Origin of the sequence: Parabacteroides sp. CH2-D42-20 (assembly GCF_003670185.1) — a bacterium.
GTDB classification, from domain to species: domain Bacteria; phylum Bacteroidota; class Bacteroidia; order Bacteroidales; family Tannerellaceae; genus Parabacteroides; species Parabacteroides distasonis.
Map to the genome: position 1 here is coordinate 1 of NZ_RAYG01000002.1, position 19,810 is coordinate 19,810.

The following is a 19,810-nucleotide window of genomic DNA, read 5'->3' on the forward strand; positions in this document are numbered from 1 at the left end:
GAAAGCAAACCACAACGACACGGGTTATGTGAACGGCCAGCGTGTGGCTGTTTCCAATGGATCAAAGATACTAATTTAAAAACAAATCACAACGCAAGCCAACCGTCACCATTCGCCCCAAGACTGTTTCTTGTGGAGCACAAGATACTATTTTAATAAATACTTAACCTTCTTCAACTGATCCTTTACTCGGTAACACCCTCCGTTATTTTTACAATCAATTGTTAAATCATTTAATAAATTCATATATCGCATATCTATCCATTCTTTTATCAATGGGGCACAAAAGTAAGCGAACTAGGGAAACTTTGCTAAAAAGACTATAACTTTACGGCAGAAAAGATAAAGAGACAACAACAAAGATTGAGAATGGACCTAAAAGAGAGACTATCAAGCCGCTGTCATATAGAGGATATCCATGAGATATTATTTTATGTACAAGGGAACCAAGAACGGAAAGCAGAGCTATACGATCTGATATTCGATCCGGATGATGCCGTTAGTTATCAAGCGTTATGGGTCTGTAGCCATTTCTCGACCAAGGAAAACGAATGGCTATATGATAAACAGGATGAGCTGATAAATGAGGTGCTTAACTGTGAGCACTCCGGTAAACGACGCATTCTCTTGAACTTGCTTGTACGACAGCCCCAGGCGAATCCCCCACGGGTAGATTTCCTAAACTTCTGCCTGGACCGGATGCTTTCAGCGAAGGAATTACCCGGTGTGCAAACGCTTTGCATGAAACTGGGATATGAGTTATGCCGTCCCATTCCAGAGCTATTACAGGAATATAAGACACTACTCGATCTGGCGGAACCCGATTTACTACAAATCTCTTTGCGAACCGTACGTAAGAACATCTTAAAAAAAATACGATAAAACATGAGAAAGATTTTCACACTATTCTTCTGTGCCGCCTCCTTGGCCACAGGACTAGCGCAACAAGAATCCTATTTTACCAATCCCGTGATCCACGGTGACGTAGCCGATCCTTCCATTATCCGGATCGACCAGACTTACTATATCACTGGCACCTCCTCGGAATGGGCCCCTTATTATCCGGTTTTCACCTCTACCGATTTGGTGAACTGGCAGCAAACCGGACATGTATTCGACGAGAAGCCGGAATGGACTAAATCCTCATTCTGGGCTCCGGAATGGTATCAGCATAAAGGGAAGGTATATGTCTATTATACGGCCCGGAAGCAATCGGATAACATCTCGTGCATCGGTGTCGCCGTGGCGGATTCACCTACGGGCAAGTTCAAGGATTACGGCCCGGTGGTAGAGTTTGGGAAGGAAGCGATAGACGCATTTATCTTGGAGGACAAAGGCAAACTTTACATCAGTTGGAAGGCTTATGGATTGGATAACCAACCCATAGAGTTATTGGCCTGTAAGTTGACGGACGATGGGCTTCGCCTAGACGGAAAGCCTTTCAGCCTGCTGCGTGACGATGAGCGTCAAGGTATGGAAGGTCAGCATTGGTTCAAGAAAGACGGATATTACTATATCATCTACTCCGTGAGAGGCTGTTGCGGCCCGCAGAGCGATTACGCCGTATCCGTGGCTCGCTCGAAAAAGCTGGAAGGTCCTTACGAGAAATACCAAGGAAACCCGATCTTGCACGGAAGCAAGGAGGTTCTCTCCATCGGTCACGGAACGATTACGACTACACCGGACGGACGCATGTATTACCTATGCCACGCTTACCAGCCAGGAAGCGGCTTCTACCAAGGTCGCCAACCTTATCTGCAAGAGGTGAGAATGGGCGAGGATCATTGGCCTCACTTCGTAACCGGGGAATATGCGAGCCGCACGCAACCCATGCCATTTGCCGAGTCCGCACAAGTGCCGGTATTCGATTTCTCGGATGATTTCACCGGTGCTACCTTGCGTCCCGAATGGAGTTGGAACTATCCTTACACGGATGTCAAGACCGAGATCAAGAACGGTAAACTATCTCTATCCGGAACACCGAAACCCGGCGTAAAGACCGGAGCGGCACTTTGTTTACGCCCAACCTCCCCGGATTACACGTTGGAAACAGCGATCGTAAACCGGAATGACAGTTGGAAAGGAATCACGATGTACGGAGACGCAAATAACCTAATCACCTGCGGATGCGTAGGAGACCGTTTGATATTGAAATATATCCTAGAGGGGAAAGAACATCCATTGGCCGATCTTCCTCTTCCCGCCTCGCCTTTATATCTACGGATGAAAGTGACCAACGGTACGCATAGCACGTTCTACTGGAGTAAGGACGGACAAGCATGGAACGAGATCGTCGGCGAAGCTCTCTCCGCGAAAGAGACCCGGTCGTTGATCCAATGGGATCGTATCTCCCGTCCGGGATTGTATCAAGAGGGAGATCCTACGGCATCGGCCATTTACGCTTATTGTCTATTAAAAAATGAATGATGGAATCTAAGTTTCACACGTTTGCCCAACCAATACAATCGATCCCCTTACCGGAACGATTCACGTATCCTTTTCACTATACACCGCATCCTCTATGCGTAATAGCGGCTGAGGAGACGCAGGCATACCTGAAAGAACGAACCGAATGGCGGGAAGAGTTACAAACCGGAAAAATGTTCGGCGTATTGGTGGTTCGTACTCCCGCCGGAGAGGTCGGCTATCTGGCCGCGTTCTCCGGTAACCTAGCGGGGAAGAATGTACATCCTTTCTTCGTCCCCCCGATCTATGACCTATTACAACCGGATGGTTTCTTCCGGCAAGAGGAGGAGCGGATCAATGAGATCAATGCCCGTATCCGAACCCTGCAAGCCTCTCCAGCTCTCGAAGACGCACGGTCGAGGTTACAAAGCACGATCGAATACTGCGATTTCGTATTACAGGCCGCAAAAGACTTGATGAAAAAGAGGAAAGAGGAGCGCGACCGACTTCGGCAGTTCCCTCTCACGGAAGAAGAGACCGCACTTCTTATTAAAGAGAGCCAACACATGAAAGCCGCTCACAAGCTAACCAAGAAATCATTGCGGTCTATACTGGAGGAGGATCAAGCCAAGGTGGATCGGCTTGAGCAGGAGATCGAGCAACTGAAGCAAGAACGCAAGCGACGGTCGGCGGCCTTGCAACGCAAGTTGTTCGAACAATTCCGAATCCTGAACGCCCGGGGCGAGGTGAAGGACTTATGCGAATTGTTCGCCCCTACCTACCAAGGTGCGCCGCCTGCCGGAGCGGGTGAGTGCGCCGCCCCTAAACTCTTGCAATACACCTACCAGCATCAGTTGGAACCGATCGCCATGGCTGAGTTCTGGTGGGGCGATTCTCCCAAGACGGAGATTCGGCACCATGGATATTATTATCCGGCTTGCAAAGGAAAATGCGAGCCGATCCTCCATCATATGCTACAGGGATTGCGGGTAGATGAAAATCCGTTATTGGCGGACTCTCACCGGGAGACGAAGCTGGATATCCTTTATGAGGATGACTATTTGTTGATCGTCAATAAACCGGCGGGTATGCTCTCCGTCCCCGGCAAGGGAGACGCGGACTCCGTCTATCACAGGCTGCATATCCTTTATCCGGATGCCACCGGCCCGATTATCGTGCATCGTCTGGATATGGCGACATCCGGCTTGCTACTCGCCGCCAAGACCAAAGAAGCGCATCAGAACCTACAAGCCCAATTCAAAAACCGAACCATCCAGAAAAGGTATATCGCCTTATTAGAGGGTGAAGTTCCCCAAGATGAGGGTGAGATCCGTCTCCCGCTATGTCCCGATCCTTTGGACAGACCCCGGCAAATCGTAAGCGAAGAATTCGGGAAACCTGCCCTCACGCACTACCGGGTATTGGAACGGACTTCCGGAAAAACCCTTATCGCCTTTTATCCCCAAACCGGACGTACCCACCAGCTACGGGTACACGCCGCCCATCCCCAAGGCCTTCATTGCCCCATCCTTGGCGACGAGCTTTACGGACGAAAGGCGGAACGGCTCTATCTGCACGCTGAATATCTAGCATTCACGCATCCTATCACTTCCGAGAGGATAGAGATACAAAAATCACCGGCATTTCCTAGGCGCTCCATGCCATGAGCATCCTAGGCAAAATACCTCTGTCAAGTCAAATCCGGACAGATCCGCGGCAGGATCTTTGGGAACAACCTCCCCATTCTCGTAAACATACACTAAAAGACGTTCCCCGTCCGCATTCTTTACATACATAGAAGGGATATCACACTGCGGACACCGATACTTTCTCATCATCTAATCTTTTCTTTATCTTTTTATAAACATACAAAAACGCAGGTATCAAGAATAAGTCAGCGGCAACCCAAGCCAACGGATCACCGAAACAAACGCCTAAGAACCCAAAAGCGGGAACCGCATACAAGCTCACCAAGATACGTGCGATCATCTCTGAAACACCCGAGAGCATCGCAAGGTTGCTGAAACCTACCCCTTGTATCGCGTAACGCAAGATACACAGTAGCCCGACAGCCGGGAAGAACCAGCAAGAAATATGCAAAAACTGCTCCGTATAGTCCAGTATCTCGACCTCAGATGGAGCCACAAACAACAAGGCCAGCCAACGAGACCCCAGCATCAAGATCATCCATGTAGCGGCGGCATACGTAAGCATCATCAACGAACTCACTTTAATTCCCTGCAAAATACGCTCTGGCTTTCCCGCCCCATAATTCTGTCCGCAATACGTAGCCATGGCGATACCTAAACTCTCAAAAGCACAAATGAAGAACATCTTGATACGGGCGGCGGAAGTAAAGGCGGCGACACAGGCCGTACCTAACGCGTTATTGGCGCTCTGCAACATGATACTGCCAATAGCGGTAATAGAAAATTGCAATCCCATCGGAACCCCCATCGCCAATAAGGTACGGGCCAGCCCGGCATGAAACCTTCGATCCTCGGAAGAAGTAGCCCGTAAGATCGGAAATTTCCGAAGCATATATAAATAACATAAAATGGCGGAAAGCCCTTGCGAGAAAACCGTAGCGATAGCCGCTCCCATCACGCCCCATCCTAGTACCAAGATGCAGAATAAATCCAAGAAAACATTCAAGACCGTAGAGAACAGCAAGAACCAGAATGGAGTCTTGCTATCTCCCAAAGCCCGCATGATACTTGCCAACAAATTATAGAAGAATGTACAAGGAATACCAATAAAAGTAACAAACAAATAATCATAGGCCCCATCGAAGATATTCCCGGGTGTCTGCATCCCCCGCAAGATATCCCGGCAATAGAAACCGGAGATAGCGGCGATCACCACGGACATCACCGTAGCCAATTGCAACCCCACCGCCACGTAACGGCGCATCGTGGCGTAATCCCTCGCCCCGAACTTCTGGGCTACCGGGATGCCAAAACCGGCGCAACATCCGTTACAGAATCCCAGAATCAAGAAAATCACCGAGGTACTGGCTCCTACGGCAGCCAGCGAATTAATACCTAGAAATTTACCAACGATAGCGGCATCGATCAAAGAATAAGTCTGCTGAAGCAGATTCCCTAATAACAATGGCATCGTGAAACTGAATAGAAGAGGGAATACAGCACCCCTCGTCATCTCTTTTGAGTTTGCCATACATCTAAATTAAAAGGATAAACAAAGAGGATAGAAAAACTGATTAGTCATCGCAAAGGTAACAACCCTAAGGTAAAACGCAACTCTCTCCATCATTATTTCAAACCGGAATTCACATAAAATAACAATGCCCATCGTAAGGTCTTTACAATGGGCATCGTAAGGTGATTAGAATGCCTATTGTAACATGCTTACAATGGGCATCAAGGTTTTCTTATTCCAAAGAGAATGAATAGGGGCGATCACTATCCTGCGTACCTCGCTGTTTATTAGGGGTATCACTCATTTGGTATTGAATTTTCGCACCACCTAGCAACTGCTCGTGTGTCAAGAAATTGCGGGTGTAAGTCTTGCCGTTTACTTTCATAGCCTTGATGTAACGGTTCTCCCGATCAGCCTTGTCCGCTTGGATCAACACCTGCTTTCCGTTATCCAGATGGAGTTTTACGGATTTGAACAGAGGAGTACCTAATACATATTGGTCGGTGCCCGGACATACGGTATAGAAGCCTAAGGCAGAGAACACATACCATGCGGAAGTCTGTCCGTTATCCTCATCGCCGCAATAGCCATCCGCCTCAGCGGTATAAAGTTTGTGCATGATCTCGCGCACCCAGTATTGGGCTTTCCAAGGCTCGCCGGAATAGTTGTATAGATATACCATATGCTGGATGGGTTGGTTTCCGTGGGCGTATTGTCCCATATTCATTACTTGCATCTCACGCATCTCATGGATCATACCGCGGCTATCCATACCCAAACGACTAGGCATCTTGAAGACGGAGTCCATCATGTGGTTGAATTCCTTCTTTCCTCCCATTAAGTCGATAAGACCTTGCGGGTCGTGGAAAACACAGAAACTCCAATGCCAGCTGTTTCCCTCGCAGAAATCACGGCTCCAGTCCGTACCTTTAAAAGTCGGATTGAACTCGCCCTTATCAGAGCGTCCGACCATCAACTTATATTTTGGGTCGTACACATTCTTATAGTTGTTAGCCCGTTGCTTGAAGATATCGATCTCGCTTGCCGGCTTGCCAAGTTTTTTGCCCAAGGTATAAATCGTCCAGTCATTATAAGCATATTCCAAGGTACGAGCCACGTTTTGTCCGATACCGATATTATTCGGTACATAACCCAGTTTATTATACTCCTCGTAAGCGACACGACCGGAAGCCGTTCTCGGCAGTTGGCTATTCGCGTCATGCTTCAAAGCTTCCCAAAGCGTCTCGATATCGTATCCTCTCAAGCCTTTGATATAAGCATCGGCTACCACGGAAGCGGAGTTATTGCCGACCATGCAATCCCGGTGGCCCGGACTTGCCCATTCCGGCAAGAAACCGCTCTCTTTATAAGCGTTCACCAAACCTTCCTGCATCTTTTGGTTCATCTCCGGATACATCAGGTTCAAGAAGGGGAAAAGACAACGGAACGTATCCCAGAAACCGGTATCGGTAAACATATAGCCCGGCAAGACCTCACCGTTATAAGGGCTATAATGCATGACTTGCCCTTTGGCGTCGATCTCATAGAAGCTACGAGGGAAAAGCAAGGAACGATACAAGCAAGAATAGAAAGTACGCAAGTTATCGATGTTCGTATCCTCTACCTCGATCTTACCTAATTCCCGGTTCCAGATTTCCTTACCTTTGGTCACTAGCTGATCGAAACCAGTATCTCCCACCTCACGCAAGTTTAACTCGGCCTGCTCGGTGCTGATGAAAGAAGAAGCCACGTTGGCATGCACCACCTCGCCGGCCTTTGTCTCAAAACCGATGATAGCGCCGGCATGGTTTGTCTTCACCTCCGACTCATCCAACTGGATCGCCCCGTTCTTAACCGTAGAGGAGAACGTGAATGGCTTATCGAATTGGATCACGAAATAATTCTTGAAGTTACGGGGAACACCGCCCGTGTTCTTCGTGGAATAACCGATGATCTTACGTTCCGCAGGCAATACCTTTATATAAGAGCCTTTATCGAAAGCGTCGATGACGATATACGCTTTCTTGGTTTCCGGGAATGTAAAGCGGAACTTAGCCGCACGTTCCGTCGGAACCAACTCGGTAGTCACGTCATGATCGGCTAGATAGACCCTATAATAATAAGGTGTAGCTACTTCCCCTTTGTGAGAGAACCAGCTAGCCCGTTTCTCCTCGTCGAAGACCAAGCCTTCGGTAGTAGGCATAATGGAGAACTGCCCGTAATCGTTCATCCACGGGCTCGGTTGATGGGTTTGCTTGAATCCCAGGATCTTATCCGCGTCGTAACGATAGGTCCAGCCATTCCCCATCTCGCCGGTCTGGGGAGTCCAGAAGTTCATACCCCAAGGCATGGCCGTGGCCGGATAGGTATTTCCGGTAGATAATTCGTACTTGGATTGGGTACCGACTAACGTATTCACGTAGTCTACAGGATTCTCCACGGCGGAAAGCTGCATGCAGCAGGCTATCCCTATCGCTAAGAACCCTTGCTTGAAAAAAGATGTTTTCATGTTTGTATAGAATATTAATATTGTCTGTATTGTAGAGACGGGGCGTGCCCCGTCTCATCCCTGCAAAATAGTAATTTAAGATATTATCAGTCTGTGGGAGACGGGGCACGCCCTGTCTCTACAACTTGGTGATTGTGTAGGCGGTAACGTTGGCCGCTTTCCGGACAAGTAGCGAATCCTTCGGAGTCAAATACAAGGCGATGGCCGTACTCGCTTACCCAACCGATCTGGCGGGATGGATTTCCTACGACCAGCGCATAAGCCGGAACATCCTTCGTTACCACCGCCCCGGCACCGATCATGGCATACCGCCCGACCGTATGTCCACAAATAATCGTAGCGTTAGCTCCGATCGAGGCCCCCTTGCCAATCACCGTCTCCTTATACTGGTCTTTCCGAGAGATAGCGCTACGCGGATTGGTTACATTTGTAAACACGCAACTAGGCCCCAAGAACACATCATCCTCGCAAATCACCCCCGTATAAATAGACACATTGTTCTGTACCTTCACGTTATTCCCTAAGACCACGCCCGGCGATACGACTACATTCTGGCCGATATTACACGCCCTGCCAATCACGCATCCCGTCATGATATGGGAAAAATGCCAGATATGGGTTCCTTCCCCGATCTCACAACCGGCATCGATTACCGCTGTCTCGTGCGCTTGATAACTCATATCAATCCTCTTATTTATAGATTAGGAAAATAGTAGGCTTCTTGCTCAGATCGGGAACTTTACCCGCCCATTCCTTGACCGGGCGAGTATGGATATACTCATCCTCACAGGTTATATTCGAGGCGATACACAGTTTCGTAGACGGACGGCACGTACGGATCAACTCCTCGGCCAGTTTATTATTCCGGTAAGGAGTCTCGATAAACAATTGTGTCTGATGCTCGGAATAAATTCTTCCCTCCAATTTCTTGATCGTGTTCGTTCGCTCGGAAGCATCAATCGGCAGATAACCGTGAAAAGCGAAACTCTGTCCGTTAAAGCCCGATCCCATCACCGACATCAAGATAGACGAAGGCCCCACCAACGGTACCACCGGATAATCCTTCCGTTGGGCGATAGCCACTACGTCAGCACCCGGATCAGCGATCGCCGGACAACCCGCCTCCGAGATCACGCCTACGCTCTCGCCTTTCGCCAAAGGAGCCAGATAACCAGCTACTTGTTCCGGTGAGGTATGTTTATTCAGTTCATAAAATGTCAAGTCATCGATCACGATCCCCGGCTCCACCTTTTTCAAGAAACGGCGTGCCGTACGCACGTTTTCCACGATAAAATGCCGGATAGATAAGATCACGTCACGGTTGTACTCTGGTAAAACACGGCGATGTTCCGTATCGCCCAAGGTAACTGGTATAAGGAAAAGAGATGCTCGCATACTGTTTGTTTTCCGCGAAAGTAGTACTTTTGCCGCAAACTAACAGAATAATCATGGCACTTCCTATTGATTTTATTACCCGTACACGGGCTTTACTTGGCGAGGAGTTCGATCGTTTAGAGGCAGCGTTAAGCGCTGATGTTCCCGTAAGTATCCGTATCAACCCGAAGAAAGGGACTCCCGCTCCCAAAGCAGGTGCTCCAGTCGCTTGGTGCGAGAGCGGTTTTTATTTGCCGGAACGGTTGTCTTTCACCTTCGATCCTCTATTCCATGCGGGGGCCTATTACGTGCAGGAAGCGTCTTCCATGTTTCTGGAACAAGCGATCAAGGCATACGTGAAAGAGCCGGTACGTTGCTTGGATTTATGCGCCGCCCCGGGTGGCAAGTCCACGCATCTGGCGAGCTTATTGCCGGATGGAAGCCTGTTAGTGAGCAATGAGGTGATCCGCAGCCGGAGTTATGTATTGGCCGAGAATATCGCTAAATGGGGCCGCCCGGACACGATCGTTATCAATAATGACCCGGAGGAGATCGGCGAGGCATTGCCTCATCTGTTCGACGTGATCGTCACCGACGTACCTTGTTCCGGTGAGGGCATGTTCCGGAAAGATACGGATAGCACAGGCGAATGGAGCGTAGATAACGTACGGCTTTGCGCCTCCCGTGGGCGGCGCATCATCCATGATATCTGGAACGCCTTGAAACCCGGAGGTATCTTGATATACAGTACATGTACCTATAATACGGAAGAGGATGAGGAGAACATACATTATATAATAGAGGAGTTGGGAGCCGAGGCATTGCCTATCCCTACCCAAGAGGAATGGCAGATCACCGGCGCCCTCCGGTTTGAACATCCGGTTTACCGCTTCTTCCCGCATAAGACACGGGGCGAAGGCTTTTTCCTCGCCGCCCTCCGGAAAGCGGAAGGCGAGATCGAGGAGATTCGTGTCAAGTCCAAAGGGAAAAAAGAGCGGGGAAAAGCCGCTCCGTCCATCCCACAGGAGGCCCGTCTGTTCCTTTCGGATGAAACTTCATTTTCTCTCGAATGGAACGACAGTTTCCTTCGAGCGTATCCCAAAGCCCATTCGGATCTATTTTCACTCATCAATGCCAAGCCTTTACGGGTACTTTCCGCCGGTATTTGCCTAGGAGAAGCGAAAGGGAAAGACTTTATCCCGTCTCAAGAGCTGGCTTTAAGTACTGCCTTAACTCCCAACGCATTTCCATCCGTGGAACTGGAATGGGAAGACGCTATTAAATTCTTAAAGAAAGAGGCGCTCGTCTTACCCTCCGGCATAGATAAAGGATATGTGTTGGTACGCTACCAAAGACTTCCGCTAGGTTTTGTAAAGAACCTTGGCAACCGGGCCAATAACCTGTATCCGCAAGAGTGGCGTATACGGACGGGATATATTCCGGAGGAAATCAAACTATTTTTAGGACGATAAGACCACTATATAGGCATAAAGCCACACGTATATACGTATAAGACCACACTTACGTACGTGTAGGCCGATGCGTATATACGCATGAGGTTACGCCTATATACGTGAGAGAATCAATCCTAATCCACGAATCGCAACGTAAACAAGGCGGCCTCCATCCGGCGGATCAAGTTCGCCTTTTTTGATTCCGGGGCATAGACAAAGCTTTCCGCTACGATAACCTGCCCTTTTTTCTTGTCGAGCAGGGCATGGCTGACGAACGGGCCGCCCATCTTATCTCCTTCCATACGCCAAAGACCACGCAATACGCCGCGGTATTCGCCACGATAGGTGATCGGCTCGTAAGAAAGCTCGAAGCGCTTCTCTGTCTTCATATAAGAATTCGGGAAAGAGCCCGGTACGTTCCGCTTCACTACAGAATCACGCATAGCGACCAGATAATCTTCGGTAAATGCCTCTTGAGTCGTATAGGGAAAACTATATACCAAGATATCAGTCCGTCCCCGATTTGCGTTATTCGAACCCCAAAAGAAATCGGTCTCTTCCTTATAGGCCGACATATCTTCCGGCACGAACAGCGAGATACCGAAACGGGACTTCAACTTCTCATTGATCCAACTGCTATGGCTCTTAGAAAGTCCAACTATCCAACGTTCCCTTTCCACTCGATTGAAATGGTTGACCAACCGTCCTTCATTTAATAAAAGGAACTCGGTTAAAGCAGCGGTAGTCGGAGCATACAGAGTCACAACATTCTGACCGCTGGCCCATTCATCGGGACTCTCTCTTGTTCCAGCTTTCGTATACCGGTTAGGATCTACAGATACGATCAAGATATTTCGTACGTATCGTAATAAACCGGAAAAGCCCGATGGCTCCGAATAGGTGACACGCATAGATGCTTCCGCTTGAGGCAAAGCAGGAATCGGCGCTCGCAATTGTTCTTGCAGCAACTCCCCCACCTCACCATTCCATGCGTCTCGATCCATTACAACCACCACCTCGAAAGGCCATCCGGTAGCCCGCCGTAGCGAGGCCACCGGAGAGGACGAAGTCCAATCACAAGCGGAAAGCCCCACCATTAGGCTAAGGCAGATCCATAGTAGTACAGTTTGTGTTCTCATAGCATTCCTGATTATTCGTTCTTAAAAATTAAATCACACACCGCAAAAGTACAGGAAGGATCGTAAAGAGGAAAGAAATGGTACCGGACAAAACAAGCGAACATCAAACAACTAATAATCACACATATAAACCACACAATGGGAGATAAACGGATAATATTGCCGGACAATCACGACAATCAAAATAACTTTAAGCTTTATAATAAACGGACATAGGCATCCAAATCCGTCTTTTCATCCAAGCCTAGACGTTTTTTTAAACGGCCTTTCGATTTGGTTAACGCATCCGGAGTATTATTAAACACGGCTAGTTGCTCCTTTCGGGAGAAATTCCATTTGATCAAGCAACATATTTCCTGCTCATGGCGGGTAATACTGTATTTATTTCTCAGATCGGTTAAGAAGTTATTAAACAGAAGATCGGTCATACTAATAATCTCAGCCCATTCCTCTTTACTTGGATTCACATGGAGAGGATCATCTTTAAGCGCACATAAAAGCTTAGGTACATCCACATCTACTTTTCCGGTAGCATTGTCCAATAAGTTATTATCGCCGGAAAGAACAAGGATCTCTCTCTCCAACTGCTCCATCTTCTGGCGATAGGCCGTCAGCTCCGTCTCGATCCGGTCATAAGCCTCCGAGCGGATGACCAGAGAATCCCGTTCCCGCTCCAAGCGTACGACTTGCTCTTGATAGGAGGCTAATTGTTGTTTATAGCGATACATATTCGCTTTATTCTGCCGAATGCGAGAACGGACAGATTCATTTCTCTCCCGGATACGTCCCGTACGTACTCCCAACAAAAAGCTAAATACCACCGCCACGATCAAGGCTAAGCAACCAGCCCCCCAATCAACAAATCCCCAAAACTCCCCCATCCCGGTTACCGCATGGATTTATTTCTCAGATAATCATAGATAGCCAATTGCGAACGCACTTTTACCGGATTATCATCACACTTAAAATTATTACGTAACTCGCCATCCAAATAACAAGCTTTCACGTTGTCACTTAGCTGGATATTCAAGATATCGATTATCTCCCTCTTCAGATCCGGATCAAGGATCGGGAAAGCCGTCTCGATCCGTCGGTTCAAATTCCGACGCATCCAATCAGCCGAGGTAAGGAAAAGATCCTCCTGACCATCATTCAGAAAATACCAAACCCGGGAATGCTCCAAAAACATATCCACGATACGAGTAACCCGGATGTTAGCGCTATAAGGTTGGTTCGGTACCAAGCAACAAATCCCCCGGACAATCAGATCGATTTCTACCCCCGCCTCACTCGCATGATAGAGTTCCTCGATCATATGTTGGTCATGCAGTCCGTTCATCTTTAATATGATCCGTCCTTTTCGACCTTCCCGCACATGCTCGATCTCCCGCCGAATCCTACCAGTCAATTCCGAGACCATATTGAAACGGGCCACCAACAAATGGCGGAAAGTAGGTTCTTTCATACGCCCTTCCAAAACAGCGAATACTTTATTGATATCCGTAATAATCTCCGTATTCGAAGTCAATAACGCCATATCCGAATAGATCTTGGCCGTCTTCTCATTGAAATTACCGGTACTCAAATAGGCAAAATCACGCCGTTTAAGTCCCTCGGACGTATCCTTCCGAAGAATGACCGCGACCTTCGCATGTACTTTCAAGCCCGGAATACTATAAATGATACGAATACCGGCCTGCTCCATACGCTCTGCCGTACTCATATTATTCTCCTCGTCGAAACGGGCTTTCAATTCCACGAATACCGTCACTTTCTTACCATTCTGGGCAGCGCTGACCAGCGTATTAATCACGGCCGAATTCTCTGCCACTCGATACTGGGTAATCTTGATCTCATCCACCTTCGGATCAAAGGCCGCCTCCATCAAAAAGCGGATCAAATAATCGAACGACTCATAAGGGAAATGCAATAAGATATCCCGCTTCTTCACGGCCTTGAATACCGACCCCATCTCATCGAGGAAAGGCACACGCATAGGCACCGGTGGCTGCTGCTCCAAATGCTTTCCCGCCGGATTCGGCAATTTCATCAAGTCCTGCAAATTATTATATCGTCCACCTAACACCAAGTCCTCCGACGTAATACCAAAGGCATCGCAAACAAAAGCCAGAAAATCATCCGGCATCGCTTGATCATACATAAAACGGCTCAAGGCTCCGATCTTGCGTTTCTTTACCTTCTTACGGATATTCTCCACGATATTCGCCCGGCTCTCATCATCCAAATAAATATCCGCATCCCGGGAAATCTTGATGCTGTAACAGCCATCAATAATATAACCGGGAAAAACATTCTGTAAATTCGCACGGATAATGTCGTCGATAAACATGATATAATATTTCCCGTCATGCGGAGGCAACTCGATAAAACGGGGAACTTTCGCATAAGGAATCTTCATCAACGCATAATGATACTCGGGTACGAAGCCCGGCTCATTCATCCGCTTGCTCCGCTTAATCATACGGATCACAAGGTAAAGCCGACGATCCCGGATGAACGTACGTATATCACCGGCTTGAATCATGACTGGCGACAGGAATGGGAAAACCTCCTCATTAAAGAAATTATGGACAAACTCTTCATGGAAAGGTTCCGGCTTCTCATTCTGGTATAAGTAAACATTCTGGCGATTCAATTCCGGCAATATCTTCTCCGAGAAAATACGGTAATAGTCCCGTTGCTGGCGGTTAACCTCCCGGGTGATAGCCGCCAAGGTCTCTTCCGCCTCAGCTGCGCTCTCCTCCGAATAATTCTTTTTCAAGATTACCCCCCGGTGTTCCGCAACCCGGATCTCATAAAATTCTTCTAGATTCGAGGAATAGATAGAAAGGAACTTAATACGCTCATAAATAGGCAGCGTATCATCTTCCGCTTCCAGCAAGACACGGTAGTTAAACGACAACCAGCTTAAGTCCCGTTTAAAATATTGATATGAATTCTCCATAATATTCTTATCTTAGGCGTGTAAATATAGATACTTTCGAGCAATAAAAGAAATTGTTATGATTAAAGTTGGATTGCTTTCAGACACCCATGCGTACTGGGATGATAAGTACGCCGAATATTTTAAAGATTGCGATGAAATCTGGCATGCGGGCGATATAGGCTCCGATCTTTTGGCTGCGAAATTCGAGGCATTGAAACCTTTCAGGGCCGTATACGGAAATATAGACGGACAAGCCATTCGCCTGCAATATCCTAAAGTAGCTCATTTCAAGGTAGAAGACGTGAACGTTATGATGACTCATATCGGAGGTTATCCGGGCCGCTACAATCCCGAGATCCGCAAAGAATTATACGATACACGGCCAAATCTATTCATCTCCGGACATTCGCATATCCTGAAAGTAGTATTCGATCGAAGCTTGAAGTGTCTGCATATGAATCCGGGAGCGGCTGGAAAAAGTGGCTTTCATCAAGTACGTACCTTATTACGTTTCGTTATTGCGGAAAAGGATATCAAAGATTTGGAAGTTATAGAGCTAGGGAATCGGGCATTATAAGATGATTAGTTACCGCAACAGAAACTCTCGGCGAAAAGAATCGTATTTTGCAAATAAGCGAACTCTTTCTCAAAATATTCGCTAAACACCCCGGAGCTCAAGTTCTCCTCGATTTGTTTCGCTGTCCAAAGCTTTCCGCTACGGCGCTTACATTGATTTAATTGCTCTTCCGTACGTAAACAAATAACATAGAGAGATACCAAATGTTTCACCTTCTCGTTCTCAAATGTATAACGGATCAGGAAGCGTGGAGCAATTGATTTATCTTGCGCCAAACTTCCGAGAGTCTCTTTGACCGTGCTATCTATACTATGTCGGAAGAGCACGTAATTATGGAACGGATAATCCATCGTATCCGGAGAGACAAACTCATCCTTACTTCGTCTCACCAGATATAACATACCATTATAAACAACTGCGATACGCACGATCGGATGATAGTATTTCTTCGGTAAAGAGCGGCTGACCGAACGTGCGATACAACCGATCACCTTCCCATTGTCATTCAATACGGGAAGCCACATTTCCTTTTTCAAGCTACCTTGCATCAAGGACAAACGTATTTGCTCATAAACAATGACCAAAACACCGATTACCAATCCCAACTCCCGGTATAAGAAACGTTCGGTACGCATATTCTGCATCGTTTCCGGCAAGATACTATATAACAAGATGATGAAAAGATGCAACGTGTACAGGTTCTGTACCAACTGAGCGAGGAAATAAAATTCGTTCAAGGTAGTACGAAGCAAAGTACGTTTAAAAGAGGGACGTTTCGAATCGCGTATACGTTGTATGACCGTTCTCCTCGTGAACCCCACGATCGCTAACGCCACGACCAGTAATACTTCCGTGATAAGAGGAGAGTATATAAACAACACTGGTTCAAGCTTGAGACAAAGAAATACGGAATATAAGACCAATGTGCCCGCCGATGGCAGAAGCATAAATTGGTATACCTTATCCTTGCTCAACACCTGAAACAAAAAAATACAAACAAAACAGAAAGTAACCCCAATTATAAAAGATAATAAATAAGAAAAATAGTTATCCAAAAACATGAATAACAACAATGGCAATAAACCTATCGCCTGATTATCTAGACCTTTCTTTACTCTGTTCATTCCTTCCCCCCCTTAGTCCACTTTTATATTAATAACAACAAAGATTGTCAAAAGTTCATGAATCATATATGCTTTTCCGCATGGTACGACGAGCGCACCAGCGGAGCGCTCTCTACTTTCTTAAAACCTTTGTTAACGGCCTGTTGTCTATAATATTCAAAGCGTTCAGGAGTCACATATTCAGAGACGGGAATATTCTTGCGAGAGGGCTGTAAATACTGCCCGATTGTCAAAACAGAAACACCCGCCTGCAAAACATCATCCATTAATTCAAGCACCTCATCCTCGGTCTCACCCAGTCCGACCATGATACCAGTCTTGGCTACCACACCCCGCTCAGCGATTCGTCGCAAAACGGATAAGCTCACGTCATACTTAGCGGCGCTACGCACTTGCGGACTGATACGGCGTACAGTCTCCATATTATGGGAGATAATCTCAGGCGCCGCATCCACGACCTGATCAACCAGATCCAATCGTCCTTGAAAATCCGGGATTAAGACTTCCACGGTCGTTTGAGGATTCACCTCTTTGATCGTACGGATCGTATTTACCCAATGAGAAGCGCCTAAGTCTGGTAAGTCATCACGATCAACGGACGTGATCACCGCATGCTTGAGATTCATTAAACGGATGCTCTCCGCTACATTCGCAGGCTCTTTCGGGTCCAACGGAAGAGGTTTACCCGTTAGCGTATTACAAAAACGACAAGAGCGAGTACAGATCTCACCACCGATCATGAATGTAGCTGTTCCCCGGCTCCAACATTCACCCATATTCGGGCATTTACCACTTGTGCATATTGTGTGAAGGCAATGAGATTCAACAATACTTTTTGTCTTCGTGAATTGCTCATTTCCGCCAAGCCGGATCTTCAACCAATCCGGCTTTCTTAAATGCTGCGCCATGTCTTACAAATTATTGAATAAATAATTAGCCATCTTCGTATACAAATGGTAACGGGTATTACCACCATATATGCTATGATTCCGATCTTTATAAACATGCATATCGAACTGCTTATTGGCTTGAACCAAAGCCTCGGCATATTCCATTGTTTGCATAAAATGAACATTATCATCGGCGGTTCCATGAACCAGCAATAACTTGCCTTGTAAGTCTTTCACCCGGCGTAACGGAGAGGTAGCCGCATAGCCCTCGAAATTCTCTTGCGGGGTACGCATGAAACGCTCCGTATAAACGGAGTCATAATATTTCCAGTCCGTCGGAGGAGCTACAGCGATACCCACCTTAAACGTTCCGTTTCCGGCACTCAAGGCCATCAACGTGTTATAACCTCCGAAACTCCAACCCCAGATCGCGATACGATCCTTATCGATATAAGGTAACTTGCCTAACGCTTGCGCAGCCTCCACTTGGTCTCTGGATTCCAGCTCGCCCATTCTCAAATAAGTACATTTACGGAATGCCTCACCACGGGCACCGGTTCCACGACCATCCACACATACCACGATAATACCATTTGAGGCCAGATATTGCTCCCAATCGAAACCGTATTGATCCAATACTTGCTGGGAGTTAGGGCCACTATATTGCGTCATCATCACCGGATATTTCTTCGACGGGTCAAAATCAGCGGGTTTTACGATCCAAGCGTTGAACTCATAATCCGAAGCCGTATGTACCTTCATAAATTCCTTCTTAGCAAAAACATATTCCTTCAGCTTACTCTTCAATGCGGCGTTATCTTGCAGAACACGTAGTTCCTTTTTGGTCTTCGTCTCATTCACCGTAATCTTCGCCGGGGTATTCGCATTGGAATAGGTATTCACGAAATAAGCGAAATTGTCACTAAAGACCGCCTTGTTCATACCCTCTTCCGTGGAGAGTTTTGTCTTCACGCCTTTCGCGTCAATCTTATAGATAGAGCGGCGGATCGGGCTTTCCTCGGCAGACTCGTAATAGAAAGTCTTCGTATTCTCATCCACACCTAGAAAGGCCGTGACATCCCAGTTCCCTTGAGTTACCTGACGTTGCATAACACCTGTCGGGGAATACAAATAAATATGGGAATAGCCATCTTGTTCACTCACATAGGTAAACCCATTGTTCAAGAACTGGATGGAAGTCAACCAATCAGAATCCACGTAGCATTTATTTTCCTCACGCAAGATCAAACGGAACACACCGCTCTTCGGATTTGCATAATACATATTGAATACATTCTGCTGGCGGTTCAATGTCATGATAGCCAACTGATCCGGATTCTGCGTGAAAGTAATGCGGGGAATATAGAAGTCGCCTTCTACCGGGACCTTCATCTCTTTCGTGTCTTTGGTGACTACGCTATAAGAATGTACGGAGACCTTTGAATTCTTCTGCCCGGCCTTCGGATATTTATATTCGTAATACCCCGGATAAAGTCCCTCACCATACATCTGCATAGAATATTCGGGCACCTCGGACTCGTCAAAACGGACAAAGGCCAGATACTCGCTATCGGGAGACCACGCCATTAGATTTGTCACCGCGAATTCTTCCTCATACACCCAATCCGTGATACCATTCAATATCTTATTCAACTCACCGTCCTTGGTAACTTGTACCTCGGTATCAAAATTAAACTTACGTATCCAAATATTATTATCCCGTACATAAGCGCACATACGACCATCCGGCGAGAATGTCGGGATCATTTGCTTACCCTTGGCATCGGAAATAGGCTTCACATAATTACGACGTACGTCATAATCATAAACCACAGCCTTGGTAGAGCGACGATAAATAGACTCCGTATCCCTCCAAACCAAGATATGATGCCCGGTGCTGCTGATTGTATATCCATCAAAATCCGTAAAGGTACATTCACGAGCTTTACGGGCATTAAACAATGTATCCACAGGATTTCCCGTACGATAGGAATATTTAATGATCATACTCTTATCGGCGTTCATGGCTGTGTAGTGTTCTCCATCCGGCAGGGATCGCATCTCTCCGATAGCCGTCACTTGACGAAATTTCCCATCGGTTATTTCTTTTAAGTCAACATGCTTGCTTCCGGTTTGTGCGGCCACACTTCCGAATACGGCCAACGAAAGCAATAAACTAAAACCTAATCGTTTCATTTATACTCTTTATTTCAGATTGAAACGCGAAG

Annotated in this window: 16 protein-coding genes; 5 read left to right on the forward strand and 11 right to left on the reverse strand. The window is 47.1% G+C overall.

The features are described from left to right. Nucleotides 1-369 precede the first annotated feature (369 nt). Genes D7V92_RS01590 through D7V92_RS01600 form a run of 3 tightly spaced genes read left to right on the forward strand, consistent with a single transcriptional unit; the run spans nt 370 to nt 4,073 of the window. Nucleotides 370-882 carry a hypothetical protein gene (locus D7V92_RS01590; protein WP_039848880.1) on the forward strand — a complete coding sequence of 171 codons (513 nt, stop codon included), beginning with the start codon at nt 370-372 and terminating at the stop codon, nt 880-882. 3 nt (nt 883-885) lie between these two features. Further along, nucleotides 886-2,427: a family 43 glycosylhydrolase gene (locus tag D7V92_RS01595; protein ID WP_121772142.1), complete on the forward strand. Its 1,542-nt coding sequence runs from the start codon at nt 886-888 to the stop codon at nt 2,425-2,427. Beyond that, nucleotides 2,427-4,073: an RluA family pseudouridine synthase gene (locus D7V92_RS01600; protein WP_121772143.1), complete on the forward strand. Its 1,647-nt coding sequence runs from the start codon at nt 2,427-2,429 to the stop codon at nt 4,071-4,073. Before D7V92_RS01595 ends, D7V92_RS01600 begins: the two co-directional genes overlap by 1 nt. Here D7V92_RS01600 and D7V92_RS01605 read toward each other — a convergent pair. The 5 genes from D7V92_RS01605 to D7V92_RS01625 form a co-directional block, all read right to left on the reverse strand. Beyond that, a complete protein-coding gene (locus D7V92_RS01605; RefSeq protein WP_008773647.1) occupies nt 4,041-4,244 on the reverse strand; it encodes a hypothetical protein in 204 nt (67 codons plus the stop codon). The two genes, D7V92_RS01600 and D7V92_RS01605, sit on opposite strands and share 33 nt — an antisense overlap. Next, entirely contained in the window at nt 4,213-5,586 is a 1,374-nt protein-coding gene (locus tag D7V92_RS01610) for an MATE family efflux transporter (protein ID WP_121772144.1), read from the reverse strand. The genes D7V92_RS01605 and D7V92_RS01610 overlap by 32 nt, the downstream gene beginning before the upstream one ends. A gap of 214 nt (nt 5,587-5,800) precedes the next feature. Beyond that, complete coding sequence (locus tag D7V92_RS01615; protein ID WP_121772145.1) at nt 5,801-8,077, reverse strand: GH92 family glycosyl hydrolase; 2,277 nt, start codon at nt 8,075-8,077, stop codon at nt 5,801-5,803. Nucleotides 8,078-8,163: 86 nt separating this feature from the next. Beyond that, nucleotides 8,164-8,757, reverse strand: a complete 594-nt coding sequence (locus D7V92_RS01620; protein ID WP_005854280.1) for an acyltransferase — start codon at nt 8,755-8,757, stop codon at nt 8,164-8,166. A 10-nt stretch (nt 8,758-8,767) separates the two neighbouring features. Then, nucleotides 8,768-9,472: an SAM-dependent methyltransferase gene (locus D7V92_RS01625; protein ID WP_005854278.1), complete on the reverse strand. Its 705-nt coding sequence runs from the start codon at nt 9,470-9,472 to the stop codon at nt 8,768-8,770. A 53-nt stretch (nt 9,473-9,525) separates the two neighbouring features. Between D7V92_RS01625 and D7V92_RS01630 the strand changes: the two genes are divergently transcribed. After that, nucleotides 9,526-10,923, forward strand: a complete 1,398-nt coding sequence (locus D7V92_RS01630) for an rRNA cytosine-C5-methyltransferase (RefSeq protein ID WP_036618501.1) — start codon at nt 9,526-9,528, stop codon at nt 10,921-10,923. A gap of 116 nt (nt 10,924-11,039) precedes the next feature. Here D7V92_RS01630 and D7V92_RS01635 read toward each other — a convergent pair whose 3' ends face one another. From D7V92_RS01635 to D7V92_RS01645, 3 genes are all read right to left on the reverse strand, one after another. Then, nucleotides 11,040-12,044: a DUF4837 family protein gene (locus D7V92_RS01635; protein ID WP_121772146.1), complete on the reverse strand. Its 1,005-nt coding sequence runs from the start codon at nt 12,042-12,044 to the stop codon at nt 11,040-11,042. A 197-nt stretch (nt 12,045-12,241) separates the two neighbouring features. After that, on the reverse strand, nt 12,242-12,925 hold the full coding sequence (locus D7V92_RS01640; protein WP_121772147.1) for a hypothetical protein: 684 nt from the start codon (nt 12,923-12,925) through the stop codon (nt 12,242-12,244). 5 nt (nt 12,926-12,930) lie between these two features. After that, the gene (locus D7V92_RS01645; protein ID WP_121772148.1) at nt 12,931-15,009 is read right to left on the reverse strand and encodes an RNA degradosome polyphosphate kinase; all 2,079 of its coding nucleotides are present in this window, start codon (nt 15,007-15,009) and stop codon (nt 12,931-12,933) included. Nucleotides 15,010-15,067: 58 nt separating this feature from the next. Between D7V92_RS01645 and D7V92_RS01650 the strand changes: the two genes are divergently transcribed. Continuing rightward, nucleotides 15,068-15,568 (forward strand): metallophosphoesterase, encoded by a 501-nt coding sequence (locus D7V92_RS01650; protein ID WP_044545579.1) that lies wholly within the window; start codon nt 15,068-15,070, stop codon nt 15,566-15,568. 5 nt (nt 15,569-15,573) lie between these two features. On the opposite strand, the gene D7V92_RS01655 is transcribed toward D7V92_RS01650, so the two are convergent. The 3 genes from D7V92_RS01655 to D7V92_RS01665 all read right to left on the reverse strand — a co-directional run bounded on the left by D7V92_RS01655 (nt 15,574) and on the right by D7V92_RS01665 (nt 19,778). Further along, on the reverse strand, nt 15,574-16,692 hold the full coding sequence (locus D7V92_RS01655) for a hypothetical protein (protein ID WP_005864231.1): 1,119 nt from the start codon (nt 16,690-16,692) through the stop codon (nt 15,574-15,576). 62 nt (nt 16,693-16,754) lie between these two features. After that, nucleotides 16,755-17,600: a lipoyl synthase gene (gene lipA, locus D7V92_RS01660; protein WP_005854269.1), complete on the reverse strand. Its 846-nt coding sequence runs from the start codon at nt 17,598-17,600 to the stop codon at nt 16,755-16,757. Nucleotides 17,601-17,603: 3 nt separating this feature from the next. Then, entirely contained in the window at nt 17,604-19,778 is a 2,175-nt protein-coding gene (locus tag D7V92_RS01665; RefSeq protein WP_121772149.1) for a S9 family peptidase, read from the reverse strand. Nucleotides 19,779-19,810: the final 32 nt, after the last annotated feature.

Bases quoted from the DNA above. Each gene is read 5' to 3' on its own strand.
- D7V92_RS01590 (WP_039848880.1), top strand. From the start codon at position 370: ATGGACCTAAAAGAGAGACTATCAAGCCGCTGTCATATAGAGGATATC.
- D7V92_RS01595 (WP_121772142.1), top strand. From the start codon at position 886: ATGAGAAAGATTTTCACACTATTCTTCTGTGCCGCCTCCTTGGCCACA.
- D7V92_RS01600 (WP_121772143.1), top strand. From the start codon at position 2,427: ATGGAATCTAAGTTTCACACGTTTGCCCAACCAATACAATCGATCCCC.
- D7V92_RS01605 (WP_008773647.1), bottom strand. From the start codon at position 4,244: ATGATGAGAAAGTATCGGTGTCCGCAGTGTGATATCCCTTCTATGTAT.
- D7V92_RS01610 (WP_121772144.1), bottom strand. From the start codon at position 5,586: ATGGCAAACTCAAAAGAGATGACGAGGGGTGCTGTATTCCCTCTTCTA.
- D7V92_RS01615 (WP_121772145.1), bottom strand. From the start codon at position 8,077: ATGAAAACATCTTTTTTCAAGCAAGGGTTCTTAGCGATAGGGATAGCC.
- D7V92_RS01620 (WP_005854280.1), bottom strand. From the start codon at position 8,757: ATGAGTTATCAAGCGCACGAGACAGCGGTAATCGATGCCGGTTGTGAG.
- D7V92_RS01625 (WP_005854278.1), bottom strand. From the start codon at position 9,472: ATGCGAGCATCTCTTTTCCTTATACCAGTTACCTTGGGCGATACGGAA.
- D7V92_RS01630 (WP_036618501.1), top strand. From the start codon at position 9,526: ATGGCACTTCCTATTGATTTTATTACCCGTACACGGGCTTTACTTGGC.
- D7V92_RS01635 (WP_121772146.1), bottom strand. From the start codon at position 12,044: ATGAGAACACAAACTGTACTACTATGGATCTGCCTTAGCCTAATGGTG.
- D7V92_RS01640 (WP_121772147.1), bottom strand. From the start codon at position 12,925: ATGGGGGAGTTTTGGGGATTTGTTGATTGGGGGGCTGGTTGCTTAGCC.
- D7V92_RS01645 (WP_121772148.1), bottom strand. From the start codon at position 15,009: ATGGAGAATTCATATCAATATTTTAAACGGGACTTAAGCTGGTTGTCG.
- D7V92_RS01650 (WP_044545579.1), top strand. From the start codon at position 15,068: ATGATTAAAGTTGGATTGCTTTCAGACACCCATGCGTACTGGGATGAT.
- D7V92_RS01655 (WP_005864231.1), bottom strand. From the start codon at position 16,692: ATGAACAGAGTAAAGAAAGGTCTAGATAATCAGGCGATAGGTTTATTG.
- lipA (WP_005854269.1), bottom strand. From the start codon at position 17,600: ATGGCGCAGCATTTAAGAAAGCCGGATTGGTTGAAGATCCGGCTTGGC.
- D7V92_RS01665 (WP_121772149.1), bottom strand. From the start codon at position 19,778: ATGAAACGATTAGGTTTTAGTTTATTGCTTTCGTTGGCCGTATTCGGA.